The 20,724-nt window shown below is 70.4% G+C and carries 24 protein-coding genes; 9 read left to right on the top strand and 15 right to left on the bottom strand.

The annotated features are described in order from the left end of the window. Positions 1 to 28 precede the first annotated feature (28 nt). Positions 29 to 871, top strand: coding sequence for an NAD(P)-dependent oxidoreductase (locus ACRAWC_RS01190; protein ID WP_431346113.1), 843 nt, complete (start codon positions 29 to 31; stop codon positions 869 to 871). 162 nt (positions 872 to 1,033) lie between these two features. Then, the gene (locus tag ACRAWC_RS01185) at positions 1,034 to 1,270 is read left to right on the top strand and encodes a hypothetical protein (RefSeq protein ID WP_431346112.1); all 237 of its coding nucleotides are present in this window, start codon (positions 1,034 to 1,036) and stop codon (positions 1,268 to 1,270) included. Between the two features lie 87 nt (positions 1,271 to 1,357). Here ACRAWC_RS01185 and ACRAWC_RS01180 read toward each other — a convergent pair whose 3' ends face one another. The 7 genes from ACRAWC_RS01180 to ACRAWC_RS01150 form a co-directional block, all read right to left on the bottom strand. Beyond that, the gene (locus tag ACRAWC_RS01180) at positions 1,358 to 2,416 is read right to left on the bottom strand and encodes a Gfo/Idh/MocA family protein (protein WP_431346111.1); all 1,059 of its coding nucleotides are present in this window, start codon (positions 2,414 to 2,416) and stop codon (positions 1,358 to 1,360) included. Continuing rightward, positions 2,413 to 3,471, bottom strand: coding sequence for a Gfo/Idh/MocA family protein (locus ACRAWC_RS01175; RefSeq protein ID WP_431346110.1), 1,059 nt, complete (start codon positions 3,469 to 3,471; stop codon positions 2,413 to 2,415). The genes ACRAWC_RS01180 and ACRAWC_RS01175 overlap by 4 nt, the downstream gene beginning before the upstream one ends. Beyond that, positions 3,468 to 4,319 (bottom strand): carbohydrate ABC transporter permease, encoded by an 852-nt coding sequence (locus ACRAWC_RS01170; protein ID WP_431346109.1) that lies wholly within the window; start codon positions 4,317 to 4,319, stop codon positions 3,468 to 3,470. Before ACRAWC_RS01170 ends, ACRAWC_RS01175 begins: the two co-directional genes overlap by 4 nt. Continuing rightward, complete coding sequence (locus ACRAWC_RS01165; RefSeq protein ID WP_431346108.1) at positions 4,312 to 5,286, bottom strand: carbohydrate ABC transporter permease; 975 nt, start codon at positions 5,284 to 5,286, stop codon at positions 4,312 to 4,314. Before ACRAWC_RS01165 ends, ACRAWC_RS01170 begins: the two co-directional genes overlap by 8 nt. Before the next feature lie 2 nt (positions 5,287 to 5,288). Beyond that, entirely contained in the window at positions 5,289 to 6,554 is a 1,266-nt protein-coding gene (locus ACRAWC_RS01160) for an ABC transporter substrate-binding protein (protein ID WP_431346107.1), read from the bottom strand. A gap of 116 nt (positions 6,555 to 6,670) precedes the next feature. Further along, positions 6,671 to 7,861, bottom strand: coding sequence for a Gfo/Idh/MocA family protein (locus ACRAWC_RS01155; protein ID WP_431346106.1), 1,191 nt, complete (start codon positions 7,859 to 7,861; stop codon positions 6,671 to 6,673). Continuing rightward, complete coding sequence (locus ACRAWC_RS01150; protein WP_431346105.1) at positions 7,858 to 9,048, bottom strand: ROK family protein; 1,191 nt, start codon at positions 9,046 to 9,048, stop codon at positions 7,858 to 7,860. Before ACRAWC_RS01150 ends, ACRAWC_RS01155 begins: the two co-directional genes overlap by 4 nt. Positions 9,049 to 9,310: 262 nt before the next feature. Here ACRAWC_RS01150 and ACRAWC_RS01145 point away from each other — a divergent pair, with 262 nt between their 5' ends. Both ACRAWC_RS01145 and ACRAWC_RS01140 read left to right on the top strand, forming a co-directional pair. After that, positions 9,311 to 10,417: an AI-2E family transporter gene (locus ACRAWC_RS01145; protein ID WP_431346104.1), complete on the top strand. Its 1,107-nt coding sequence runs from the start codon at positions 9,311 to 9,313 to the stop codon at positions 10,415 to 10,417. Positions 10,418 to 10,462: 45 nt separating this feature from the next. Beyond that, positions 10,463 to 10,654 carry a hypothetical protein gene (locus ACRAWC_RS01140; RefSeq protein WP_431346103.1) on the top strand — a complete coding sequence of 64 codons (192 nt, stop codon included), beginning with the start codon at positions 10,463 to 10,465 and terminating at the stop codon, positions 10,652 to 10,654. A 59-nt stretch (positions 10,655 to 10,713) separates the two neighbouring features. On the opposite strand, the gene ACRAWC_RS01135 is transcribed toward ACRAWC_RS01140, so the two are convergent. Together ACRAWC_RS01135 and ACRAWC_RS01130 are read right to left on the bottom strand one after the other, a co-directional pair. Beyond that, positions 10,714 to 11,397: a class I SAM-dependent methyltransferase gene (locus tag ACRAWC_RS01135; protein WP_431346102.1), complete on the bottom strand. Its 684-nt coding sequence runs from the start codon at positions 11,395 to 11,397 to the stop codon at positions 10,714 to 10,716. After that, positions 11,394 to 11,861 (bottom strand): SRPBCC family protein, encoded by a 468-nt coding sequence (locus ACRAWC_RS01130; protein WP_431346101.1) that lies wholly within the window; start codon positions 11,859 to 11,861, stop codon positions 11,394 to 11,396. Before ACRAWC_RS01130 ends, ACRAWC_RS01135 begins: the two co-directional genes overlap by 4 nt. A gap of 238 nt (positions 11,862 to 12,099) precedes the next feature. Between ACRAWC_RS01130 and ACRAWC_RS01125 the strand changes: the two genes are divergently transcribed. Together ACRAWC_RS01125 and ACRAWC_RS01120 are read left to right on the top strand one after the other, a co-directional pair. Beyond that, a complete protein-coding gene (locus tag ACRAWC_RS01125) occupies positions 12,100 to 12,258 on the top strand; it encodes a hypothetical protein (RefSeq protein ID WP_431346100.1) in 159 nt (52 codons plus the stop codon). 179 nt (positions 12,259 to 12,437) lie between these two features. Further along, a complete protein-coding gene (locus tag ACRAWC_RS01120) occupies positions 12,438 to 12,716 on the top strand; it encodes a hypothetical protein (RefSeq protein WP_431346099.1) in 279 nt (92 codons plus the stop codon). Here the strand turns inward: ACRAWC_RS01120 and ACRAWC_RS01115 are convergent. Beyond that, on the bottom strand, positions 12,667 to 14,733 hold the full coding sequence (locus tag ACRAWC_RS01115) for a sigma-70 family RNA polymerase sigma factor (protein WP_431346098.1): 2,067 nt from the start codon (positions 14,731 to 14,733) through the stop codon (positions 12,667 to 12,669). The two genes, ACRAWC_RS01120 and ACRAWC_RS01115, sit on opposite strands and share 50 nt — an antisense overlap. Before the next feature lie 347 nt (positions 14,734 to 15,080). Between ACRAWC_RS01115 and ACRAWC_RS01110 the strand changes: the two genes are divergently transcribed. Then, the gene (locus ACRAWC_RS01110; RefSeq protein ID WP_431346097.1) at positions 15,081 to 15,353 is read left to right on the top strand and encodes a hypothetical protein; all 273 of its coding nucleotides are present in this window, start codon (positions 15,081 to 15,083) and stop codon (positions 15,351 to 15,353) included. Between the two features lie 27 nt (positions 15,354 to 15,380). Here ACRAWC_RS01110 and ACRAWC_RS01105 read toward each other — a convergent pair whose 3' ends face one another. After that, on the bottom strand, positions 15,381 to 15,731 hold the full coding sequence (locus ACRAWC_RS01105) for a hypothetical protein (RefSeq protein WP_431346096.1): 351 nt from the start codon (positions 15,729 to 15,731) through the stop codon (positions 15,381 to 15,383). 288 nt (positions 15,732 to 16,019) lie between these two features. Here ACRAWC_RS01105 and ACRAWC_RS01100 point away from each other — a divergent pair, with 288 nt between their 5' ends. Together ACRAWC_RS01100 and ACRAWC_RS01095 are read left to right on the top strand one after the other, a co-directional pair. Then, a complete protein-coding gene (locus ACRAWC_RS01100) occupies positions 16,020 to 17,180 on the top strand; it encodes a hypothetical protein (RefSeq protein WP_431346095.1) in 1,161 nt (386 codons plus the stop codon). Then, the gene (locus ACRAWC_RS01095) at positions 17,177 to 17,407 is read left to right on the top strand and encodes a hypothetical protein (RefSeq protein WP_431346094.1); all 231 of its coding nucleotides are present in this window, start codon (positions 17,177 to 17,179) and stop codon (positions 17,405 to 17,407) included. Before ACRAWC_RS01100 ends, ACRAWC_RS01095 begins: the two co-directional genes overlap by 4 nt. A 53-nt stretch (positions 17,408 to 17,460) precedes the next feature. Here the strand turns inward: ACRAWC_RS01095 and ACRAWC_RS01090 are convergent, their stop codons facing one another. The 4 genes from ACRAWC_RS01090 to ACRAWC_RS01075 form a co-directional block, all read right to left on the bottom strand. Then, a complete protein-coding gene (locus tag ACRAWC_RS01090; protein ID WP_431346093.1) occupies positions 17,461 to 18,084 on the bottom strand; it encodes a class F sortase in 624 nt (207 codons plus the stop codon). Positions 18,085 to 18,118: 34 nt separating this feature from the next. After that, positions 18,119 to 18,343 carry a hypothetical protein gene (locus tag ACRAWC_RS01085; protein WP_431346092.1) on the bottom strand — a complete coding sequence of 75 codons (225 nt, stop codon included), beginning with the start codon at positions 18,341 to 18,343 and terminating at the stop codon, positions 18,119 to 18,121. Beyond that, positions 18,340 to 19,083: a class C sortase gene (locus ACRAWC_RS01080; RefSeq protein WP_431346091.1), complete on the bottom strand. Its 744-nt coding sequence runs from the start codon at positions 19,081 to 19,083 to the stop codon at positions 18,340 to 18,342. The genes ACRAWC_RS01085 and ACRAWC_RS01080 overlap by 4 nt, the downstream gene beginning before the upstream one ends. A gap of 90 nt (positions 19,084 to 19,173) precedes the next feature. Then, positions 19,174 to 20,679, bottom strand: a complete 1,506-nt coding sequence (locus tag ACRAWC_RS01075; protein WP_431346090.1) for a SpaH/EbpB family LPXTG-anchored major pilin — start codon at positions 20,677 to 20,679, stop codon at positions 19,174 to 19,176. Positions 20,680 to 20,724: the final 45 nt, after the last annotated feature.

Below are 20,724 nucleotides of genomic sequence, written 5' to 3'. Positions count from 1 at the left end.
TGCGGGCTCGGCGGTGGAGAGTGGCGCTATGGACATCGCATTCCTCGGGCTCGGCCGGATGGGCCGCGAGCTCGTCCCGCATCTGATCGACGCCGGCCACACCGTGACGGTCTGGAATCGTTCCCCCGAACCGGCCGAGACGATCGGCCGCCGAGGCGCCCACGTCGCGGCTTCTGCGGCGGACGCCGTCGCCGCCGCTGGCACGGTCGTGAGCGTGCTGTTCGGTCCGGAGGCCGTGCGCGAGACGCTGCTGGACCCCGACCTGCCATGGCGCCCCGGCACCCTCTGGATCGACGTGACGACGATCTCACCGGCCGACGCAGCGGAGTTCGCCGACCGCGCCACCGCCCTCGGCATCCGCTACGTGGCCTCCCCCGTCGTCGGCTCGCTCGCCCCCGCCCGGGCCGGAAAGCTCGCGGTGCTGGTCGGCGGTGAACACGACGCGGTGCGCGAGGCGAAGCGTGTCGTCGGACTGTGGGCCGACCAGGAGAAGCTGCGCACCTTCGACTCGCCCGCGGCGGCGACGGCGGCGAAGCTGGTGGCCAACCTCGCGCTCGCCATCTCGATGGAGGCGCTGTCGGAGTCGTTGCGCCTCGGCCGTGCGGCGGGACTCAGCGACGACGAGGTGCTCGCGACGCTCTCCCTGACCGCGATCGCCCCGCTCGCCGCCATGAAAGGCCCGCTCGTGACCGCGGGCGACTACGACGACGCCCAGTTCACGGCCGACGCCCTCGCCAAGGACGCCCGCCTCATGCTCGCGACCGCGGACGTGCCGCTCCCGGCCGTCGCTCTCGTCGCGGCCGAACTGCAGCGCGCGATCGACGCGGGACAGGGCGAGAAGGACTTCTCGGTGATCGCGCGCGACCGGTGAGCGGCGGCGGCGAACGAGGGGTGATTTCGGAGGCTACGAACCGGCGGGGAGCGACTGCTCGGCAGGCGCACCGTCGTGCCGAATTTCCTGCTGCTTGCTATACATTTCACAGATCCCGGTCGAAACTCGACATGTAACGGGAGTACAGACAGCGGAGTAACTGTGAACGCAATACTCGCCAGCGCGACATCCATAGTGGCAACCGCTGCCCTGACCTTCATGGCCGCCCCGGCCAACGCAGAAGAAGCTTCACCCTCATCCGCCAGCAGTTCGGCGCGCAACCTCTACTCTGCTTGGGATGTGAACCCCAACGGCACGCCTGTGGTCTACACCGTCTCCATGACCGCGACAGTCAAGGCCAACGGCACGATCAACGGTTTCGGATCCACCGTGGGATAGTCACGGCACCAGTTGAGGTCGGCCCGCCGAGCACTGAGGTGGGCCGACCTCGCGCGCCGCCGCGAGCAATTGGTCAACGCACACCCCTCACCCGACGGGGGTCACCGTCCCACCGGCCGCCGCCGATCGCCGCGCCGCGTCGACCACCTGCAGCGTCCGCAGACCGACCGCGCCATCCGGAGCGGCCGGTCGTCCGGCACGCACAGCGGAGACGAACTCCTCGAGCATGGCCGCGTCCAGATCGTCTCCCGTGGGGACCCACACCGGCCCGTCGGCGGTCTGCCCGCCGACGTGGCCTGCGAACGGCGCGATCGTCACCGAGCCGCGCGTGCCCGTCACCTGGAACGTCAGCCCGCCCCAGGTCGGCGCGGCGTCCGGGACGCTCCACGAGCAGTCGATGGTCGCCACCACGCCGCTCGGGTACACCGCGGTCACCAAGCCGCCGGTCTCGACGGGTGCCCCCGGGTGCAGGATTCGGTTGGCGACCGCCCGCACTGTCGCCGGCTGCTCGCCGAGCAGTTCGTCCAGCAGGTCGGCGCAATGGACGACGTGGTCGACCAGTGCCCCGCCGCCCGAGAGCGCGGAATCGGTGAACCAGGCGCGGTCGGCGGGGAGTTTGCCGTTGTTCGTCCCCTTCACCGCCAGCACCGTTCCGAGCAGCCCCGACCGCACCCGGTGCAGGAGGTCGGCGAACGAGGGGGCGAACCGCACCGGATACGCAGTCATCAGGGCCACCCCGGCGCGCTCGGTCGCGGCCAGCATCGCCTCGGCGTCTTCGACCGTGGTGGCCAGCGGCTTCTCGCAGAGGATCTGCGCCCCCGCCGCCGCAGCAGCCTCCACGAGCGCGCGATGGCGGACGTTCTCGGCCGTGACGATCACGGCGTCCGGACCCCAGGCGAGCGCGTCTTCGTACGTCGGCAGGTAGCGCACGCCGAGCTGCTCGGCGAGCGCGCTCCCGCGGAGTGCGGCGTCCGGCGCCGACGCGCCGTCCGGGTCGGAGACGACGAGCTCCACGTCAGCGCGGCCCGAGAGCGCGCGGCAGTAGCCGATCGCGTGCGTGTGCGCGAAGGACAGCACCGCCACCTTCAGCGGACGATCTGCGGGGATGACGCCCACGGTCTTCTCCTCGTGAGTGGGGATGGTCATGCGCCGACCACCTCGGCGAAAGCTTCGGCCGACGACAGGTCCAGCTCCACAGGCAGCCCGGTGCGCAGCGACTCCATCGCGGCCTCGGCCAGCGCCACGGCGCGGACGCCGTCCTCCGGCGTGACCCGAGCAGCACGCTCCTCCATGATGGCCGCCACGTAGTCGCGGAGCTGCGCGGTGTACGGGCTCTCGGCGTGGACGGGCGGCGGCAGGTAGCCATCGGCGTCGTGTGCCGACGGGACGTCGACCCGGGACGGCGTCAGGGCGGAGTCGATCGCGAGCGTGCCCGCGGACCCCGCGAGGTCGGCGCTGGTACGGAACGGCAGCCCGCGCGCTCCCCAGGTGCCCTGGAGGTGACTGATCGCCCCGGCCGCGTGCGTCAGCACGACGTGCGCGGTGACCGTGTGCGGCTCGGCGGCGTCCCCGCCCGGCGCGCTCTGGACCGCGTACACGCGGACGACGTCACCGGCGAGCCAGAGCGCCTGGTCGAGGTCGTGGATCATCTGGTCGCGCACGATCCCGCCGCCACGGGCCTCGTCGTGGAACCAGGTGCCCGCCTTCGGCGCCTCGCCGCCGCGCACGAAGCGCAGCACCGCCGGCACGCCGATCCGGCCTCCCGCGATCTCGCGCTGCACCGCCGCGTACTCCGGGAAGTACCGCACGACATGGGCGGGGAACAGCCGGACCCCGGCCTCCCGCGCCGCGGCGACGACTTCCACGGCCTCCTCGACGGACGCGCCGAGCGGCTTCTCGCAGATCACGTGCTTCCCCGCGCGGATCGCGGCCAGGGCGAGCGGCGCGTGACTGGTGGTCGGGGTCACGATGTCCACGACGTCGCTCGCGGCGAGCAGCGCGTCGAGGTCGCCGGCGACGGCGAAGCCGTACTGCGCGGCGAGCGCCTCGGCGCCCTCGTGCGAGAAGACGGTGACCGCGGCGCCGAGCGCCCGCCAGCCGTCCGCGTGGACGCGTGAGATGCCGCCGGCCCCGATCAGGCCGACTCGAAGGGTGTTCACGGTGTGCCTCTCTGTCGTCGTCGCTGCGGCCGCCGGCGTCATTTCAGACCGGAGAACGCGATGCCGTCGATGACGCGTCGTTGCATGAGGAGAAAAAGGATGAGGACCGGCGCCATCGCGAGCAGGCTCGCAGCGAGCAGCAGCGGGTAGTCCGGGATGGAGCGCTGGCTGGTGAGGGTGGCGATCCCCGGTGCGAGCGGCATCTGCGTGGAGTCCGTCGCCACGATGAGCGGCCAGAGCAGATCGTTCCACGACGCCAGCACCGTGATGATCGCGAGCGCGGACAGCCCGGGCTTGGCCAGCGGCAGCATCACCTTCCAGAACACCTGGAAGTGGTTGGCGCCGTCGAGCCGCGCCGCCTCGGCGAGCTCGTCCGGCAGCCCGAGGAAGAACTGGCGCATCAGGAAGGTGCCGAACGCGCTGAAGATGCCGGGCGCCGCGATGCCCGCGATGGTGTTCAGCCAGCCGAGCCCCTGCACGATCTGGTACTGCGGCAGCAGGTAGACCTGCGGCGGCACCATCAGGATGGCCAGCACCAGGGCGAAGATCGTCCGCCGGAACGGGAACTCCATCCGCGCGAACGCGTAGCCCGCCAGCGAGCACAGCAGGAGCTGGCCGACGGTGCGGATGACCGTGACGGCCACCGACACCCAGAGCTGGTTGAGGAAGGGGAGCTGGTCGAACACGTGCGCGAAGTTCTCGAAGTGCAACGTCCCGGGCCAGACGGTCGGTGGGACGGAGGTGACCTGCGCGTTCGTCGCCAGCGACATCAAGATCTGCCAGACGAACGGGAAGATCATCAGCAGCGATGCCACGATGAGCACCGCGTGGGTCAGGCCGTTGCCGCGCGTGCGGCCGGGGCGCGGCCGTGCGATCACCGAGCTAGACATAGTTCACCCACCTCTTCTGCATCCGGAACTGGAGCATCGTGAACGCGCCGACCAGCACCAGGATCGCGACGCCGACCGCCGCGGCGTAGCCGTTGTCCCCGGTCTGCTGGTGGGCGAAGAACAGGTACACGAGCGACTGGGTCTGGTTGATCGCCGGGTTCTGGGTGCCCATCAGCGCGTAGAGCAGGTCGAAGAGCTGGAACCCGGTGATCACGGTGATGACGGAGACGAAGAAGATCGATGGGCTCAGCAACGGAACGGTGATCGAGAAGAACTGCCGCGCACGGCTCGCTCCGTCGATCGAGGAGGCCTCATACATCTCCGGCGGGATGCTGCGCATGCCGGCCGAGAGCACGATGAGGTTGAACCCGAGCGAGATCCACACCCCGACGACGCCGACCGCGAAGAGCGCGAACCACTCCGTGCTCAGCCAGTTCGGACCCGTGATGCCGATCCGCGACAGCGAGTAGTTGATCACGCCGAAGTCGCCGTTGAAGATGATCCGCCAGACCATCGAGATGGCGGCCGGCATCGCGACGTACGGCAGGAAGAACGCCGTCCGGTACGCGGCGGCGAACCGCAGCCCCGGCCGGTTGATCAGGGCCGCGAACCAGACCGCCAGCGGGATGCCGACGAGCAGGATACAGACGTAGATGAGCGTGTTGAGGATCGCCCGCCAGAAGTCGGGGTCGGCCAGCATCGTCTGGTAGTTGGTGATCCCGCTCCAGGTCGCGCCGCCGAACGCGCCCCACGTCGTGAAGCTGAAGTAGGCGTTGCGGAAGATCGGCCAGATGTAGAACACCAGCACGCCGAAGAGCAGCGGCCCGACGAACAGGAGCGCCCACCAGCCGTCCTTGCGCAGGCCGCGGCTCCTCCCCCGATGCGTCGCGCGCGGTGCGCGAGCGCCCGGGGTGGCGGGCGCCGCCTGCGCGGCGCCCGCTCCCTTCGTGATCGTCTGAGTGGACATGGTCACTCTTTGGCGAGGTCCGCGTTCATCTGCTTGGCGAGCTCCTTGGCGACCTCGTCCACCGGCTTCTTGCCGCTGAACGCGTCGGGCAGCAGGTCGCTCTCCGCCTTGTTCCAGGCTGCGGTGTTCTTGGAGATCGGGTACGGGTACGCGTAGTCCGTCGCCGCCTTCTCGAACACGCTCAGGTCCCACGGCGCCGAGTCGACGAACGCCTGCTGGGTGCCGTTGTAGGCCGGGTTCGCCGCGCCCATCTTCGCCTGGGTCTGTGCGGCCTCCTTGCCGCCGAGGTAGTTCTGGAAGGCGATGGCGGCCGACTTGTTCTTGGAGTCCTTGGCGACGACGTTGGCGAGACCGTGGATGACGGTGGCCTGACGCGCTCCGGTCGGCAGCGGCGCGACCGCGATCTGGGCCTTGACCGGCGAGCTCAGCAGTTCGGCGTTCGACCAGGTGCCCGACCAGAACATCGCCGACTTGCCGTTGATGAACCACTGGTCCTGCGGGGTGTCGGAGAGCTGCGCGAGCGACGGCGACGAGCCGTCCGCGATCAGGTCGCGCACGAATTGGAGGCCCTTGATCGACTTCGGGTCGTCGTACCCCGACTTCTTGCCGTCTGAGGAGATGATCGAACCGCCGGCCTGGAGGATGGTGTTGTAGTACATCTCCTGACCGCCGCTGAGACCGCTGGCCTCGCCGTAGATGCCCTCGCTCTTCAGCTTGTCGGAGATCGCCTTCGCCTTCTGGTGGAAGTCGTCCCAGGTCCAGCCCGCGGTCGGGTACGAAACGCCCGCCTTGTCGAAGATCGCCTTGTTGTAGTAGACGGCGATGGTGTCGAAGTCCTTCGGGACCCCGTACTGCTTGCCGCCGTACGAGTAGAGCGAGTCCAGCGCCTTCGGGTAGTTGGCGGGGTCGATCGCCGAGCCGACCGGCTCCAACATCCCGTTGGACGCGTAGAGCTGGAAGTTCGGCCCGTTCATCCAGAACACGTCGGGCAGCGTCTTGGACGAGCCTTGCGTCTGCAACTTGGTGAAGTAGTTCTGGTACGGGGTGATCTGCGGCGTCACTGTGATCTTCGGGTACTGCTTGTTGAAGTCCTTGATCAGGGCCTCCATCGCAGGCTTCTGGTTCACGTCCCAGAACGCGTAGGAGATGCTGGCCGAGAGATTATGATCGGCAGGGGCATCGGACCCGCTGCCAGTGTTGGACGAGCATCCGGCGAGCACGACTGCGGACGCGACCGCGGCCGCGGCCGCGAGCAGGGCTTTTCGCATTGGTTTCTCCTTTGAAATGTGGTGTCGGTGCTTTCCCGGGTCGGCGACTTGTCCTCGCCGGCCCGGTCTTTCCTTCGGTGCGGGGTGCTCCGCGGTGCGCGGAGCGCGGGATGTCGCTACAGCATGGCGACGACCCGCTCGTCCGCGGCCGGCACGGCACGGGGCCGGGAGCCGTCGCGGAGCGATTCGGTGGCCGCCACGGCGGTGGCCACAGCGTTGCGCGCCGCAACCGCCGACGTCGTCGTCGCGGTGCCGTCGCGCACGAAGCCCACGAACTCGGCGATGGTGAGCCGATCCGCGTCTCCGTGCCCGCCCTCGTCGCCGAGCACGCTGTACTCGACGTCGCCTGCGGGGTCGTAGGTGGTCCGGCGGTTCCAGACGCGGACGACCGCGCCCTCGGTGTCGCCGAAGTTCTCCAGGCGCCCCTCCGTGCCGATCACGGTGTAGTTGCGCCAGTAGTCCGGGGTGTAGTGGCACTGCTGGTACGAGGCGTAGACCCCGTTGTCGAGCCGCATCGTGATCATGGAGATGTCCTCCACGTCGATCACCGGGTTGAGCTCGCGCTGCGTCAGCGGCGGCCAGGAGTCGAGTGAGAACCAGTCCGGCATCGCCCGGTCGGAGTTGTCCCTGCGGTCGTCGATCCCGCCGTAGACAGTCAGCCCGCCCATCCCGGTGACCAGTTCGGAGTATCCGCCGGCGAGCCAGTGGATGATGTCGATGTCGTGCGCGCCCTTCTGCAGCAGCAGGCCGTTGGACTTCGCCCGCTCCGCGTGCCAGTCCTTGAAGTAGTAGTCGCCGCCGTTGCCGACGAAGTGGCGGCACCAGATCGCCTTGACGTCGCCGATCTCGCCCCGCCGGATAATGTCGCGCATGGTGCGCACGACGCCCATGTGCCGCATGTTGTGGCCGACGTAGAGCCGGGTGCCGCTCTCGGCGGCGGCCGCGAGGATCGCGTCGGCGTCGGCCACGTCGATGGCGAGCGGCTTCTCCAGGTAGACGGCGATCCCTGCGCGCAGCAGGTCGACCGCGATCTCCGCATGCGTGTGGTCGGGAGAGGTGACGAACGCGGCGTCCACCGCGTCGCCTGCCGCGATCAGCTCGCGGTGACCGGCGTAGGTCGCACGCGCGCCGAACGTCTCGGCTGCGCGCTCGCGCGCCGCCGGCGACGGGTCCACCACGGCGACGATCCGGCCGTCGCCGCTCTCGACGGCGTGGCGGGCGATGCCCGAGCGCGCGCCGGCGCCGATCACAGCCAGGCGGAGCACCCGCTTCGCGGCCTCCACGCCGATCGTCTCCTGAACGGTCATCTCCGTGATCCCTCCACACTCTCCCGCGCCGCCAGAGCCTGCGCCCCGGCCACGTCGATCTCGGGCTCCGGCATCCCCGGAGCCAAGTACAGCCGCTCCATCGCCTGGCCGGAGGCCAGCGCGAGAGCACCGAGCACGACCGACTCGGCGCCGAGCTCGGACTGGATGATCGACGGCCGCACGGGCACGCCGATCTCGGACATCACCGCCGCGCGCAGCGGCCGGAGCAGCTCCTCACCGGCGCGCGACAGACCGCCGCCGACGACGACCACGTCCGGGTCGACCGCCATGGTCACGGTCGCGATTCCGGTGGCGACGCCGCGCACGAACGCCTCGATCTCCGCGATCGCGGCCGGGTCGCCCTCGGCAGCCGCCCTGAAGACGTCCTCACCGGTTGCGGCGGACTCCCAGCGGAGCTGCCCGGACTCGTCCACGTGCAACGAGAAGACGCTGCCGCCGATCTCACCCGCGGCGCCGTGGCGCCCGCGCCGCAGCTTGCCCTCGATGATGAGCCCCATCGAGATGCGGTGGCCGGCGAAGAAGTACGCGACGTCGTCCACCAACCGGGCGGCGCCCATCCGGTGCTCGGCCAAGGCGGCGAGCCGCATGTCGTTCTCGATCGTGACCGGGCAGCCGAACTCCTCGCTCAGCCGGCCGCCGATGTCGACGCCCTCCCAGTCGGGGAAGTTGTGCGACACGGCGAGCCGGCCGTCGGAGCCGACCATGCCGGAGACGGCGACGGCCATACCCGACAGGCGGGACAGCCGGCCGATGTCGATGCCGGCGAGGTCGAAGCAGGCGTGCACGGCCTCCTTGACGCTCTCGAGGCGGCCCGCACCGACGAAGGTGGAGTCGATGTCGCGCTGATGCCAGGCGACGATGCTCCCGGTGAGGTCGGCGACGACGACGCGGATGCGGTGGATGCCGACATCCACCCCGACCAGGAGGCCCGCGTCGGCGACGAACTCGAAGATGCGGGCGGGCCGGCCCGCCCCACGGCCGCCGTGGGTGTGCTCATCGATCATGCCGACGAGCCCGCGCTCGCGCAGCAGCGGGAGCGTGGCCTCCACCGTGGGCCGCGAAAGGCCGATGCGCTCGGCGAGCTGGGCGACGGTCGCGCGGCCCCCGTCGCGCAACGCGACCGCGACGCGGGCGCTGCTCGCGTTCGTCAGTCGCACGTCGTGCATCGCGCCGCTCTCGCCCGGGACCATCGCAGGACCTCTCCGTCCGATTACAAAGAAAATGACTTTTGTAATTGCTTTCGGACAGTGAAGCACGCCCCACGAGAGAAGGTCAAGAGCGGATTATCTACAAACAAAGTGACTTGCGTATTCCGGGGCGCCGGGACCCGCTCCGGCTGTCGGCGCGCGTCGGTCTTGTCCTCCCCGACCACCCGCCAATACGCTCGGCGGAAGGCGTGAAATACGCCGACGACGAGAGGCGGGACCCATGCGTTTCATCCAGCCGCCGGAGCGGCGCGCGCAACCGCACGCTCCCGACACCGGCAGCGCGCCGCTCATGAAGCGCAGCCCCCTGCTCTTCGGCTTCGTCGTCACCCTCGGCGCGCTCGGGGCGGTCGCCACCGGCTACATGCTCTACGGCCTGCGCTCGATCATCTTCTCGGTCTTCCTCGCGGCCTTCGCGACGGTCGGCCTCGACCCGCTGATCCGCTGGTTCCAGCGGCACGGGATGAAGCGCGCGTGGGCGATCGTGACGGTCATCCTGCTCATCGTCGGCGTGCTCGTCGCGATCGTCTGGGTGGTCGTCCCGCTCATCGTCCAGCAGATCACGAACCTGGCGACGGCCATCCCCGCCGAGGTGTCGAGGCTGCGCGCGGCGGGCTGGTTCGACCCCACCAACGCGGCCAGCAACGGCGTCCTCGGCCAGGCGCTCACCTGGATCTCGGATCAGGTGAAGAACCCGCAGACCTGGGCGAACATCGGCAACGGGCTGGTCGGCTTCGGCCTCTCGGTGCTGAACGGCTTCACCACCGGCTTCTTCATCGCCATCCTGACGATCTACTTCATCGCGTCCTACGACTCCACCAAGGCCTCGCTGTACCACCTGGTGCGGCGCTCGAACCGCGACCGGTTCACGGGCTACTCCGAGCGGATCCTGCAGAACTTCGGCAAGTACCTGAGCGGGATGGTGATCCTCGCGTTCTTCAACGCCACGTACAGCCTCATCCTGCTCCTGATCACCGGCGTGCCCGGAGCGTTCCTGATCGCGCTGGCGGCGTTCTTCATCACGCTCATCCCGCTGATCGGAACGGTGCTCACCACCGTGCTGATGACCGTCCTGGCGCTGATCCACTCGCCGGTCAGTGCCGTCGTCGTGCTGGTCTTCATGCTGATCTACATGCAGGTGGAGGCATACATCCTCACCCCGAGGGTGATGGGCAAGGCGGTGCAGATCCCTGGCTCCGTCGTGCTGATCTCGGCGCTCGCCGGCTCGACGCTGTTCGGGCTCCCCGGAGCACTGGTCGCCATCCCGATCTCCGCCGGCATCATCCTCATCGTCAAGGAGGTCGTGATGCCCAGGAAGGATCGCACGTAGCGGGCGCAGAGTCCGTCCACGGACGCTCGGTTCGTCCAGCTCGACGTGACCGACGACGCCTCGATCGCGCGGGCCGCCGACGGGATCGACCGCGAGTTCGGCCGCCTCGACGTCGAGGACGGCGCGGAGCCCAGCGTCCACCTGGCGACACTGCCCGACGACGGGCCGTCCGGCGTGCTCTGGGGGCACCTGTGGCGGCAGGAGGGCGACGGCGGCTACGGCGTCCTGCCCTGGTAGCCGGGTCGGCCGCGGGATCCGCCCCCAACCGGCAAACCGTCCACCGGGTGCCGTCCCCCTCACCGGGAGGCCGTCTCCCCCGTGCCCGTTCCGGCCGCGAGGAACGCCGTCCCGAAACACAGCTCCTCCCACGCCGGGTCCCCCAGCCCCTCCCGCATCGCCGCGCGGATGACCTCCCACGGCCGGCGCCCGATCCACTCGTCCAGGGAGGCCGACCTCCCCACGGCCGCGATCCCGAGCCGCGTCAGCCACGCCGGGGTGCGGTCGGGCTTCTTCAGGTCGAGCACCGCCCATCGGCCTCCGCGCACGAGCGCCGCGGCCCCGTGCGCGACGACGGCGCCGCAGTCCGGGACCTGCGTCAGCGCGTACGTGGACAGGATCGCGTCCACCCCGTCCGGGAAGACGAACTCCGACGCGTCGGCCTGCACCAGCTCCACGTTCCGCCAACCGTGCGCGGCGACCCGCGTCCGCGCGCGATCGAGCATCGCGTCCGTCAGGTCGACCCCGATGAGCCGCCCGCCCGGGCCGATCGCGTCCTCCAGCAGCGGGAAGTTCAGCCCCGTGCCGCAGGCGACCTCCACCACGGTCGCGCCGGCGCGCAGGCCGAGCGCCCGCACGGTGCGCAGCCGCTGCGAGCGCTGCGGGTAGCCGGGAACCGGATACAGCCGCGAGGTGAGATCGTAGTGCGCGGCCTTCCGCCGGTAGACCTCGATCAGACGCTCGGCGCCCTCCACCCGGGTCATGCCGACCCCGCGCCCGCCTGCACGTCGGCCTCCACCGCAGCCCGGATCGCGCCCATCTCGATGTCGCTGGTGCGTTGGATCCGGCGCCGGAGGATGCCGGGTGGGATGAGGCGCATGACGTTCGCGAGGTCGACCTCGACCCACATGATGGTGTCCGTGCTGTCCTCGCCCGCCGGCAGGATCTCCATCCCCCAGCGCGCCGGCGACGACCCGATGGTCCCCGCGAACGCCATCGTGTGCGGCGCGTCGACGGAAGTCACCCGCTCGCTGCGGGGGTGCTCCTGCCGGAAGTCCCGCGCCCGCTGATCGATCCACCCGCCGGCGACGAGCGGCCCGCCGCCCCGGACGCGGCAGTCGAGCACGGTGGGGGCCCACTCCGCCCAGCGCCCGACATCGGACAGGTAGTCCCACACGTCCCGGACGCTGCCGGCGACGACGATACGGCTCTCGGTGCGAATGGTCATGGGTGGCGCCGCGGGGTCGTCACGGCGTGCGTCCTCCTGTCAGGTACACGGGGTGAGCGGGTGGATGGTTCACAGCGATCGGCCGTGCCGGCTGCGCGTCATGCCCGGTCACCAGCGGACTCTCTTTCCGTGATGGCATCGTCCCCTATCGGATGCCGGCCGAGCCCGCGGCGTGGGCGACGCGCGGGACATCCCGACGACGATCGAGCGCGCCCCGTACCCCCACGCGAGAGAAATCATGGCCACAGAGAACGAAGAGACCGTCACGGTTCCCCATGTCGAGCGCATCCTCGGCCACGTGTCCGCCGAGTGGGTGCTGATCTCGTGCGACTGCCCGATCGGCGAGGACCACTCGTACGCCGAGTGGATCGCCCGCTTCGGCGCACGCGACCAGTAGGCGCGTCGTCGGGATCGTCCCGCGGGCCCCGCGTCATACCGGGCTCCGGGCGCGATCTGCATGGTGGGGCCGGGTTCGCGGCCCCGACGGGTCGTGTGCTGAGGGCCGCGGATCACCCACCAGGGCGCCGGCTCCCACCACGCCGGCGCCCGTCCACCTCGAAGGTGAAGCGGAGAACGATGAACGCACCCCGGGCGCACGCCCTGCTACGGATCCTCCGTCGTCGGAGGCCCGTCGGCGACGATGTCGAGGACGAGCCGGGAGACGGCCCGATCGAATCCCTGGGTCCGGCCGACGTCCTCCGAGACGGGCCCATCTTCTGGTCCCAGTGCCTGGTCTGCCCGTGGGAAGGAGAGGGCCGCTTCCTGCATATCGCCGCAGCGATCGACGCCGCCCAGCACAACCTGGTCATCCATCAGACGCCGCTGCCGGAACCGACGGACCTCCCTGTCCCGTGAGGTCCGCGGGAAGTGTGGAGATGACGAGGAGCCCCTCCCGGCCGGCGTCCGCGTAACGCACAGACACCACCGTGAGACGGGACGGCGTGCCGGCCGGGAACTGCGCCACGAAGTCACCGTCGGAGTCGAGCACCTCGGACTGCCACGCACCGTCGCCGGCAGCGACCGAGATCGTCGCGCCGGGATCGCCGCTCACCGTGACGACCTCCGTGCCCGCTCGAACCGTCGTGGACACGGCCGGGGCGCGAAGAGCGATCGTGGTCTCGACCTCCGGCGACGTCATGCCGTCCGCCTGCTGCCGCACGCCGATCGCGTTGGACCCGGCGACCACTCCACGATCGAGTTCGAGGACCCAGTCGCCGGACGCGTCCGCCGTCGCCGTGCTGGTGGACCCGCCGGCCGTCACCGCGACCTCTGCGCCGGGGATCGCGGTTCCCCGGAGGATCGGAAAGAGGCGGCCGTCTCCGGCGTCGATGAGAGTGATCTGCGGGCTGCCAGGAGGCCGCTTCAGGCTGACGCTCGTTGAGGACGGCAGGCTGGTGTGCTCGCCGAGCGACGCGACGGCTGAGACAGCGTACGTCCCGTCGGCCAGGGCCGAGACATCGAGCGTCGCGGTCCACCCTCCTGAGGCGCTGGACACGGCGCGAGCTGAGAGCCGGGCGGCTCCCGCGCCGGCAGCGATCGTGATATCGACGGTGGCGCCAGGGGCGGCAGTGCCGGTGAGTTGCAGAGCGTCGGCGGGAGCGTCGACCGTCGAAGCGAGAATGGTGGGCGGAGCCAGGAGCGGTGCGCTGACCGGTGCGCCGGGGACCGAGATCGGCGGCAGCGGAGCACTCGTCGCGAGCTCCGCGGTGGTCTCCGCAGGCGCGGGGGCGGCTACTCGGGACCGAACGGGCGGGCTCGGCTCCGGCGATGGCGCGGGCGAAGGCGGGGACGAAGGCCCGGGCGATGGCGGAGGCGTCGGCACGGACGGTTGCGGACGGTTCGGGGCTGCGCTCGCCCTCGGCGGTTGGATGCCGCCGGCGACGGGCGAGATCTCGATCGGCCGGGGAGGGGCGATCGCGAGAGCCGTCGCGACGACGGAGGCCGCGACCGCCGCCGCGGCCGTGATCAGTGCGACCGCTGCGGCGCCGTGGGTCGCCGCGTGCGCTGACGCAGCGTGCGTGCCGTTGCCGGCGACGCCGAGCGTTTCAGCCGAGGCCGGCGCTGCGGACGCTGTCGACAGCCAGCTCGTGTAGGCGGCCGCGCCGCCGACGCCGGCGATCAGCGGCAGGAGCACGAAGCCGATGTGGCGGTTCGCTTCGCTGGCCTCCTCGGAGATCAGGGTGCAGTCGAGGCAGCCTTCGAGGTGCTCGTCGAGACGCCGTTGAGCGTTCTTCGTCAGACGTCCCCTCAGCCGGGCACCGAGGTGTTCGATCGCCCAGCGATGCTCGGAATGCTCCGGAACGGTCGCCAGATGAGTCTGGATCCACGACGCCCGCAGCCCTTCCCTGGCGCGGTACGCCAGCGCCGCGACGGCGTTCGGGGTCATCCCGAGAAGCGGTGCGACATCACGCGGCGGCATCGACTCCACTTCGGTGTACCAGAGGACTTCCTGCCACGCCTCGGGGAGTGTGCGGAAGGCTTGGGCCGCCAGCGACTTGTTGAGGGAGTGCAACTGCCCCTCCTCCGAGAAGCGCTCATCCTCGAAGACGTCCGGATTCTCGATCGTGATCTCTCGGGACGCGCGGCCCCAGCCCCTGGCCGTGTTCCTGATCGTCGTGAAGAGGTAGGGCCGAAAGCCTGTCGTCGGTCCCCCGCCCCGGGCGATCGTCGCGTAGATCCTGGCGAAGGATTCCGAGACGAGGTCGTCCGGGTCGAACGTCGCGGTGAACGAGCGCGCGACGACGAGAGCGGCCCGGTAGTGGCGGCGCCAGAGCTCGGAGTACGCCGTGGTGCTGCCGGCGCGCGTCGCGGACAGCAGCTCGGCGTCGGATCGGGTGGCGACGGCGGGGTCGTGATCTTTCGGGCGGGACAACGGGATCGGTCTCCAGGTCGGCTGTAGAACAGGCGCAACGGGTGCGCGCCTCCGATTGAGGGAGTCCCGTCGGCCCGGATGATGACGCGCCGGCCGGCCCCGAAAATTCACACGCGCAGACGCGTCATTTCGAGCCGCATCCGCTGTCGTGACCATCGCGGGGAGATGACGGGAGAGGTGTGAGACACATCGGACGGCGCCACTTGGCTTTGGTGGGAGAGGGCTTCGACCCGCGGGTCTCGACGCCCGAACACGCGCTGCAACGACTGCGTCGCGTGATCACGGCGGAGTACATCGAGAAAATGCCCGGATTCGTCACACTCCGACAGCTCGCCGGCTTCTGCGGGATGGGCGAGCAGGAACTGCGCCTGCGCCTGCGTGCCGCGCCGGCCCAGATCTATCTCCGCGACGGCGTCCACGGCGTATTCCCGGAGGAGTGCGCCGAATTCCTGGACGACGTCCGGCTGCTTCGGCTCCCCCTGCCGAAACCGGAGCCCGCGATTCCGCTCGAGTTGATCGGCGTGTCGATCGAAGCCCTGCGCGAGCTGAGCCGTCGCGCGCAGATCGAGGAGTCCACGATCCCGGAGTACCTCGACCGTCTGCTCGATGTGGACCTGTGACCGGCGCCCCGGCGATCGGCCGGCGCGTCAGAGCGTGGCGACGTCGATCAGATGTTCCAGCGCCCCGTACGCTCGGCTGGCGCCGGCGCAGCGCCTGAGGTCACCGGCCACCGCGTACGACGCCACGACCGCCGCCACCGCCCCTGCGGCATCCTCCAGCGCGCGACGGTACGCCGGGTGGTCCGCCGGACCGTGCGCGGCCGTCGCCGGCGTGCACTGGCGCGCCGGCACCCAGGCGTGCGCATCCGACGCGGGGTCCAGGAGCAGGCACACCAGACCGAGCGTGGCGTCCTGGGCGATGACCATGCCTCGGATCGCGTGACCTCCGCTGGCCCACACCAGGATGTCGCCCGCAGGCGGCCACTCGACTTCCACCATCGTCACCTTCGTCCTGGTCGCCGACCGAGTCGGTCCTTCACCAGTGCAGACGCGGGCTCCCGACGATTCTGACGACCCGCGCCGGGTGAAAACACGGGTCGGGTCCCCGTCATGAAACCGGAGCGCGGGAATCACCTCGGTGAGCGCCGCTTCGGCGCGGAACCCCGGAAAGTTGGTCTCACAGTGCGAACGTCCCTGCGGACTGCGGCGGTCCTGGCCGTCTCGATGTGTTTGTTCGGCATCGCGGCCGCCGCCGATGCCGCCCCGCCCTACGCGACCGAAGCGACGGTGTCGGACATACGGTTCACGTCCACCGAAGCGACCTCCGGAAGCCAAGCCGCCATCCAGGCGGACTGGTCGTTGCCGGACAACCCGGCGACGCCTGCCGGCTTCTCCGTCCCGCTGCCGACCGAGCTCCAGGGACGCACGGATGCCTTCCCGCTGACCGACAGCGCCGGCGCGGTCGCCGGCCAGTGCACGGTGACCGCGACCGAGCTGTACTGCGACATCGACAGCGCGTACATCCGATCGCATCCCCTCGATCTGCACGGCACCTTCCAGTTCTGGGTCACCGTGCTCACCCAGGTGAGCCAGAGCACGCCGACCACCTACACGGTCGACGGCCAGGCCACGACCGTCACCGTCACGCCCCCGCCGACCAGCACGTGCACCCAGGACTGCGCCTTCCCGGGCCGCCCGGACAGCAAGTGGGGCTGGTACAACTCCGCCGACGGCACCATCGAGTGGGACGTCTCGATCGGCGCCGGAGCGAGCGGGATGGCCGGCGGACTGTCCGTCCAGGTCGATGACACGCCCGGACCGAACCAGCAGCTCGTCACCTCGACCGCCTCCGGGACATTCCCGATGATCTACCGCACGAACCAGGTCGCGTACGGCGCGGACGGCTACCAGACCACCGTCGGATGGCAGCTCATGGACCCGAGCATGTACACCGTGGACTCCGCGGGAAGCGTCACCTTCACCACCGACGCCGGCTACTTCTACGACATCCACTTCGCCACCAAGCCCACCGACGCCGGCCAGGGCGGGACCAGGACCTACACGAACCAGGCGACCATCACCACCGACGGCAGCAGTTCCGCACCGGTCAGCGGGACCGTGGTCTACGAGGGCGGCCACGGAACCGCTGCCGGTACCGCCGTCGGTCGGTTCGCCGTCACCAAGCACGTGAACTGGCCGAGCGCCCCTGTCACGGGTCTCGCCTTCACCGGCACCTACACCGTGACCACCCCTGAAGGCGCGACGGCGTCTGGGACCTTCACCGTCGCGGACGGTGCGACCTGGACGAGTCCGCCGTTCGAGACCGGCTCCACCGTGCACCTCACCGAAGACGCGCCGACGGGGCGGCCGGTCTGCAGTGGGCCTCGCCGACCTTCTCGCAGAACGGCTTCGGCCTCGGAGACGGCACGGTGGATGCCGTTACGTTGACGAACACGGCGACGCTCGTGCACTCGGTGAGCCCGCCGGCGCCGGTGTCCGGCACCCAGGCGACGCCGCCCCCGACGTCGCCGCCGTCGCGTAGCACCATCACTGCACTCGCGCACACGGGAAGTTCCTTCGACCCGGACGCGGTTTTCGCCGCGCTGGCCGCCGTCCTCGTCGGGGTCGCCGCCGTGGCGCTGGCCTCCGTCAGGGCACGCCGTGTCCGGCGGTAACCGGCCGGGCGGGCGGCGGCGGGTACCGATGACCGGACTCGGCGGCCCGTGGGTCAGCCGACGAGTTGCGCCGTGATGACCATGTTGTCGATCGACTCGGTCTGGTCGGGAACCTGCAGGCAGGTCAGGAGCACGAGTCGTCCCGGCGCGTTCGCCCAGATCCGGGCGTTCGTGTGGACGTCCGGTTTGTAGGCCTTCTCCGCTCCGGTGACCCGGTAGTGGAGTCCGGCGACGTAGACATCCGCGCCGGCCTTCAGCGATGAGGTGCCGGCGTCGACGTCGATGAGGTAGTTCCCGGGGCAGACCGCTCCCCCGCGGCAGGAGTGCATCACCACGAACACCGTCCCGGACGCGGCGTGGGACGGGCCGGCGCCGTAGTTGCGGACGAGGTAGGCAGAGGAGAAGCCGGGCGGGTCGATGACGCCGTCCACCTCGTTGAGCTCGCCGAGCGGCACCGTCAGGCCGGTGGCGGGGACGCGCAGCGTTCTGCCGGCGACCTGCGCGACCGCGTCGGTCTTCTCCCGCACCGCCTCGGACGGTTGCGGCAGGACCACGGGGGCGCCGCGCATGTCCTTCGGGTAACTCTGCTCGGTGAGGACGGTCGAGACTGTCCAGCCGCCGGCGACGACCGCGGCGACGCAGAGCGCCCCGGCCACCGCGATACGGACCGGACCCACACGACGGCGTCTGCGCCGGTGTCTGAGCCGCGACTCAGCCACGGGCGGCCCTCGGCCTCCGGACCCGGCGGGTGCTCTTCGAGACACCTCTGGGCGCAGCAGTGGCGCGACGACGGCGCTGGACGGAGCGCCCGGACCACCAGACGTACGCGGCTGCGGCCGCGACCGTGGCCGTGAGCGCGACGGCCCACCACGGGAACCCGGGCCCGATGGGCCACTCGGCGCCGGCGGCGACCGCGGTCTGCGGCGCAGGGGTCACGCGCTCCCCGTGACCAGGATGCGCTGGCTGTTGATCCCGATCGGGGTGCAGGTCACAAGGGTGACCAGGTCTTTCCCCGGTACCGGGGCGAGGGTCTTGGTCTGATCGGGGTCGACCACCTTGATGTCGAACACCCGGTAGGTCAGCGTCTCGCCGAAGATGTAGAGGGAGAACGTGTCACCGTCGACGACTTTGTCGAGGTTGGTGAAGAGGGTGGCGGAGGCGAGTCCGCGGTGGCCGGCGAGGACGGCGTGGGTGCCCGGGCCGCCGACGGGGAGGGAGCTGCCTTCGAGGTGCCCGACGCCTTCGGCGAGGGTGGCGTCGCTGGTGCCGTGGTAAATCGGGAGGTCGGCGCCGATCGAGGGGATGGCGATGCGGCCCATGAGTCCGTACGGGTCGGCCGCGAGCAGCCTGTCGTAGTCGAATCCGCTCGGAAGCGTGGCGCCGGTGGCGACCGGGATGCGCTCGTCCGCTTTCACGGCGGCGCCGCTCTGGAGCGCGGCGTTGTAGGCGTGGGCCTGCTTCAACGCGGCGGTGCGGCTCGCCGGTCCGAGAACCTTGACGGCGTCGCCGTACGTCGCGATCCGCTGGGCCTCCTGGATCGAGGTGAACCAGCTCGCTGTCGACGGGTACAGGGCGACGCTCGCACCGAGCACGCTGAGGACGGCGATCACCGCGGCGAGGGGCGAGAGCCGCCAGCGTCGTCGGGCGCGGCGCTCTGGCGGGAGTGCGGAGGTCATCGGGGTCGCTCCTGAGCTGTTCGTACGAGAAAGGTGTGGAGGTGGCGGAGCGGGTCAGCCTCCCCGCCGCGCCACCTCCACGGTGGACGGCTACTGCTGGGCAGCGCCGGCCGTCACCTCGTCGGCATCGGCCCGGCGGCGACGGACGACGAGGATTCCTGCGGCGGCAGCGAGCGCCAGGAGGGCGAGACCGCCCACCACGAACACGGCGGTCCCGCTGGAACCGGTCAGCGGGAGCGCGATCGGCGGCGTCTGCGGGTCGGTGACGGTGATCGTCGGGTTCGCGCTGCCCGGTGCGACCGTCACCGCGTAGCCGCCGGCGGCCTTGGCGAAGGCCGGCGCGACCGTGTAGCCGGCGGGGGCCTGCGTCTCGACGATGTAGTAGGTCAGGTCGGCTCCGGTGCCGTCGGTCTGCGCCTTGAGGCCGTTGATCGCGACCGTACCGCCGGCGTCGGACGTGAACGTGGTGGCTCCGCCCACCGACACGGGGCTGGTGAGGCTGCTGGCGTTCGCCGACGACGTGAAGACCTGGAACTGCGCCCCGGAGAGGGTGTTGCCGTTGGGGTCGACCTTGCGCAGGGTGACATCGCCCCAGGTGTCCTGCACCGAGTTCGAGGGCGTCGTGATCGGTTGCGTGGTGGAGGACTGGATCGTCTGGTTGGCGACGTTCTGGATCGTTCCGGTGCCGACCGCGTTGACGACCGTCGGGATCTTCGCGGTGACGACCGCGCCGGGGTTCGCCGTCAGGAGGGTCAGCCCGGCCGGGGTGAAGGTCACTGTGACCGTCTGGCCGGACACCGCGACCGTGTAGTCCGCCGCCGGGAGCGAGATCGCCGTGCCCGTGGACGACGCCAGCGAGACGGTCACGTTCGCCGCGGCCGGCGGGGTGAGCCGGGAGTCCAGAGCGTCCGCGATCGTGAACTGGGTCAGCGGGTCACCCGCCTTCTGGTTGGGCACCGTGGCCGCCACCGACCAGTTCACGGTCGATCCGAGACCGTAGGCGCCGGTGTCGTCGACCGTCTTGACCGGTGCGCCCTGCACCGTGTTCTTCGGGTAGACGTAGACGTTGCTGAGCCAGTTGTTGCTCTGCGGCAGCGGCAGGGTCACCAGGAAGGGCTGGCCGAGCTCGGTGCCGGCCGGGGCGCTGGTCTCGGTCACCTCGTACACGGAGGGGGTGGACGTGGAGTAGGTCGTCACGCCGCTGCTGTTCGTCTCCGTCAGGCTCGCGGCTGTCCCGGTGGTGTATGTGGTGCCGCCATTGACGACCTGACCGGAGGCATTCACCGTCAGGCCCGCGGCCGTGGTCCAGCCGGCGGCCGTGGTCAGGTCGACGCCGTTCACCGGCGCGATGCTGAACACGACGCCGGGGATCGGAGTGAGGCTGCTCACGTTCTGCTGCGTCCCGTTCGTCGGGGTGCCGCCGGTCGCCGGGTTCGCCAGCTTGGTGATCGTGAGTGTGTACGGACCGGCCGGGACGTTGCCGGTGGCCGCGTCGGCGGGTCCGGCGATGGCGGCGACCCCGACCAGCGCGAGAGCGCCGGCGCCCAGGAGGGCGCCGATCCGGCGCCTCCGGCCACGGGTGGGTGCGTTGTTCATGGGTGGGTTTCCTGTTCTTCCTGGGGTGGGGAATCGTGGGGTGGG

Source organism: Leifsonia sp. L25 (genome assembly GCF_050632895.1).
This window is presented reverse-complemented; position numbering and strand designations above follow the sequence as displayed.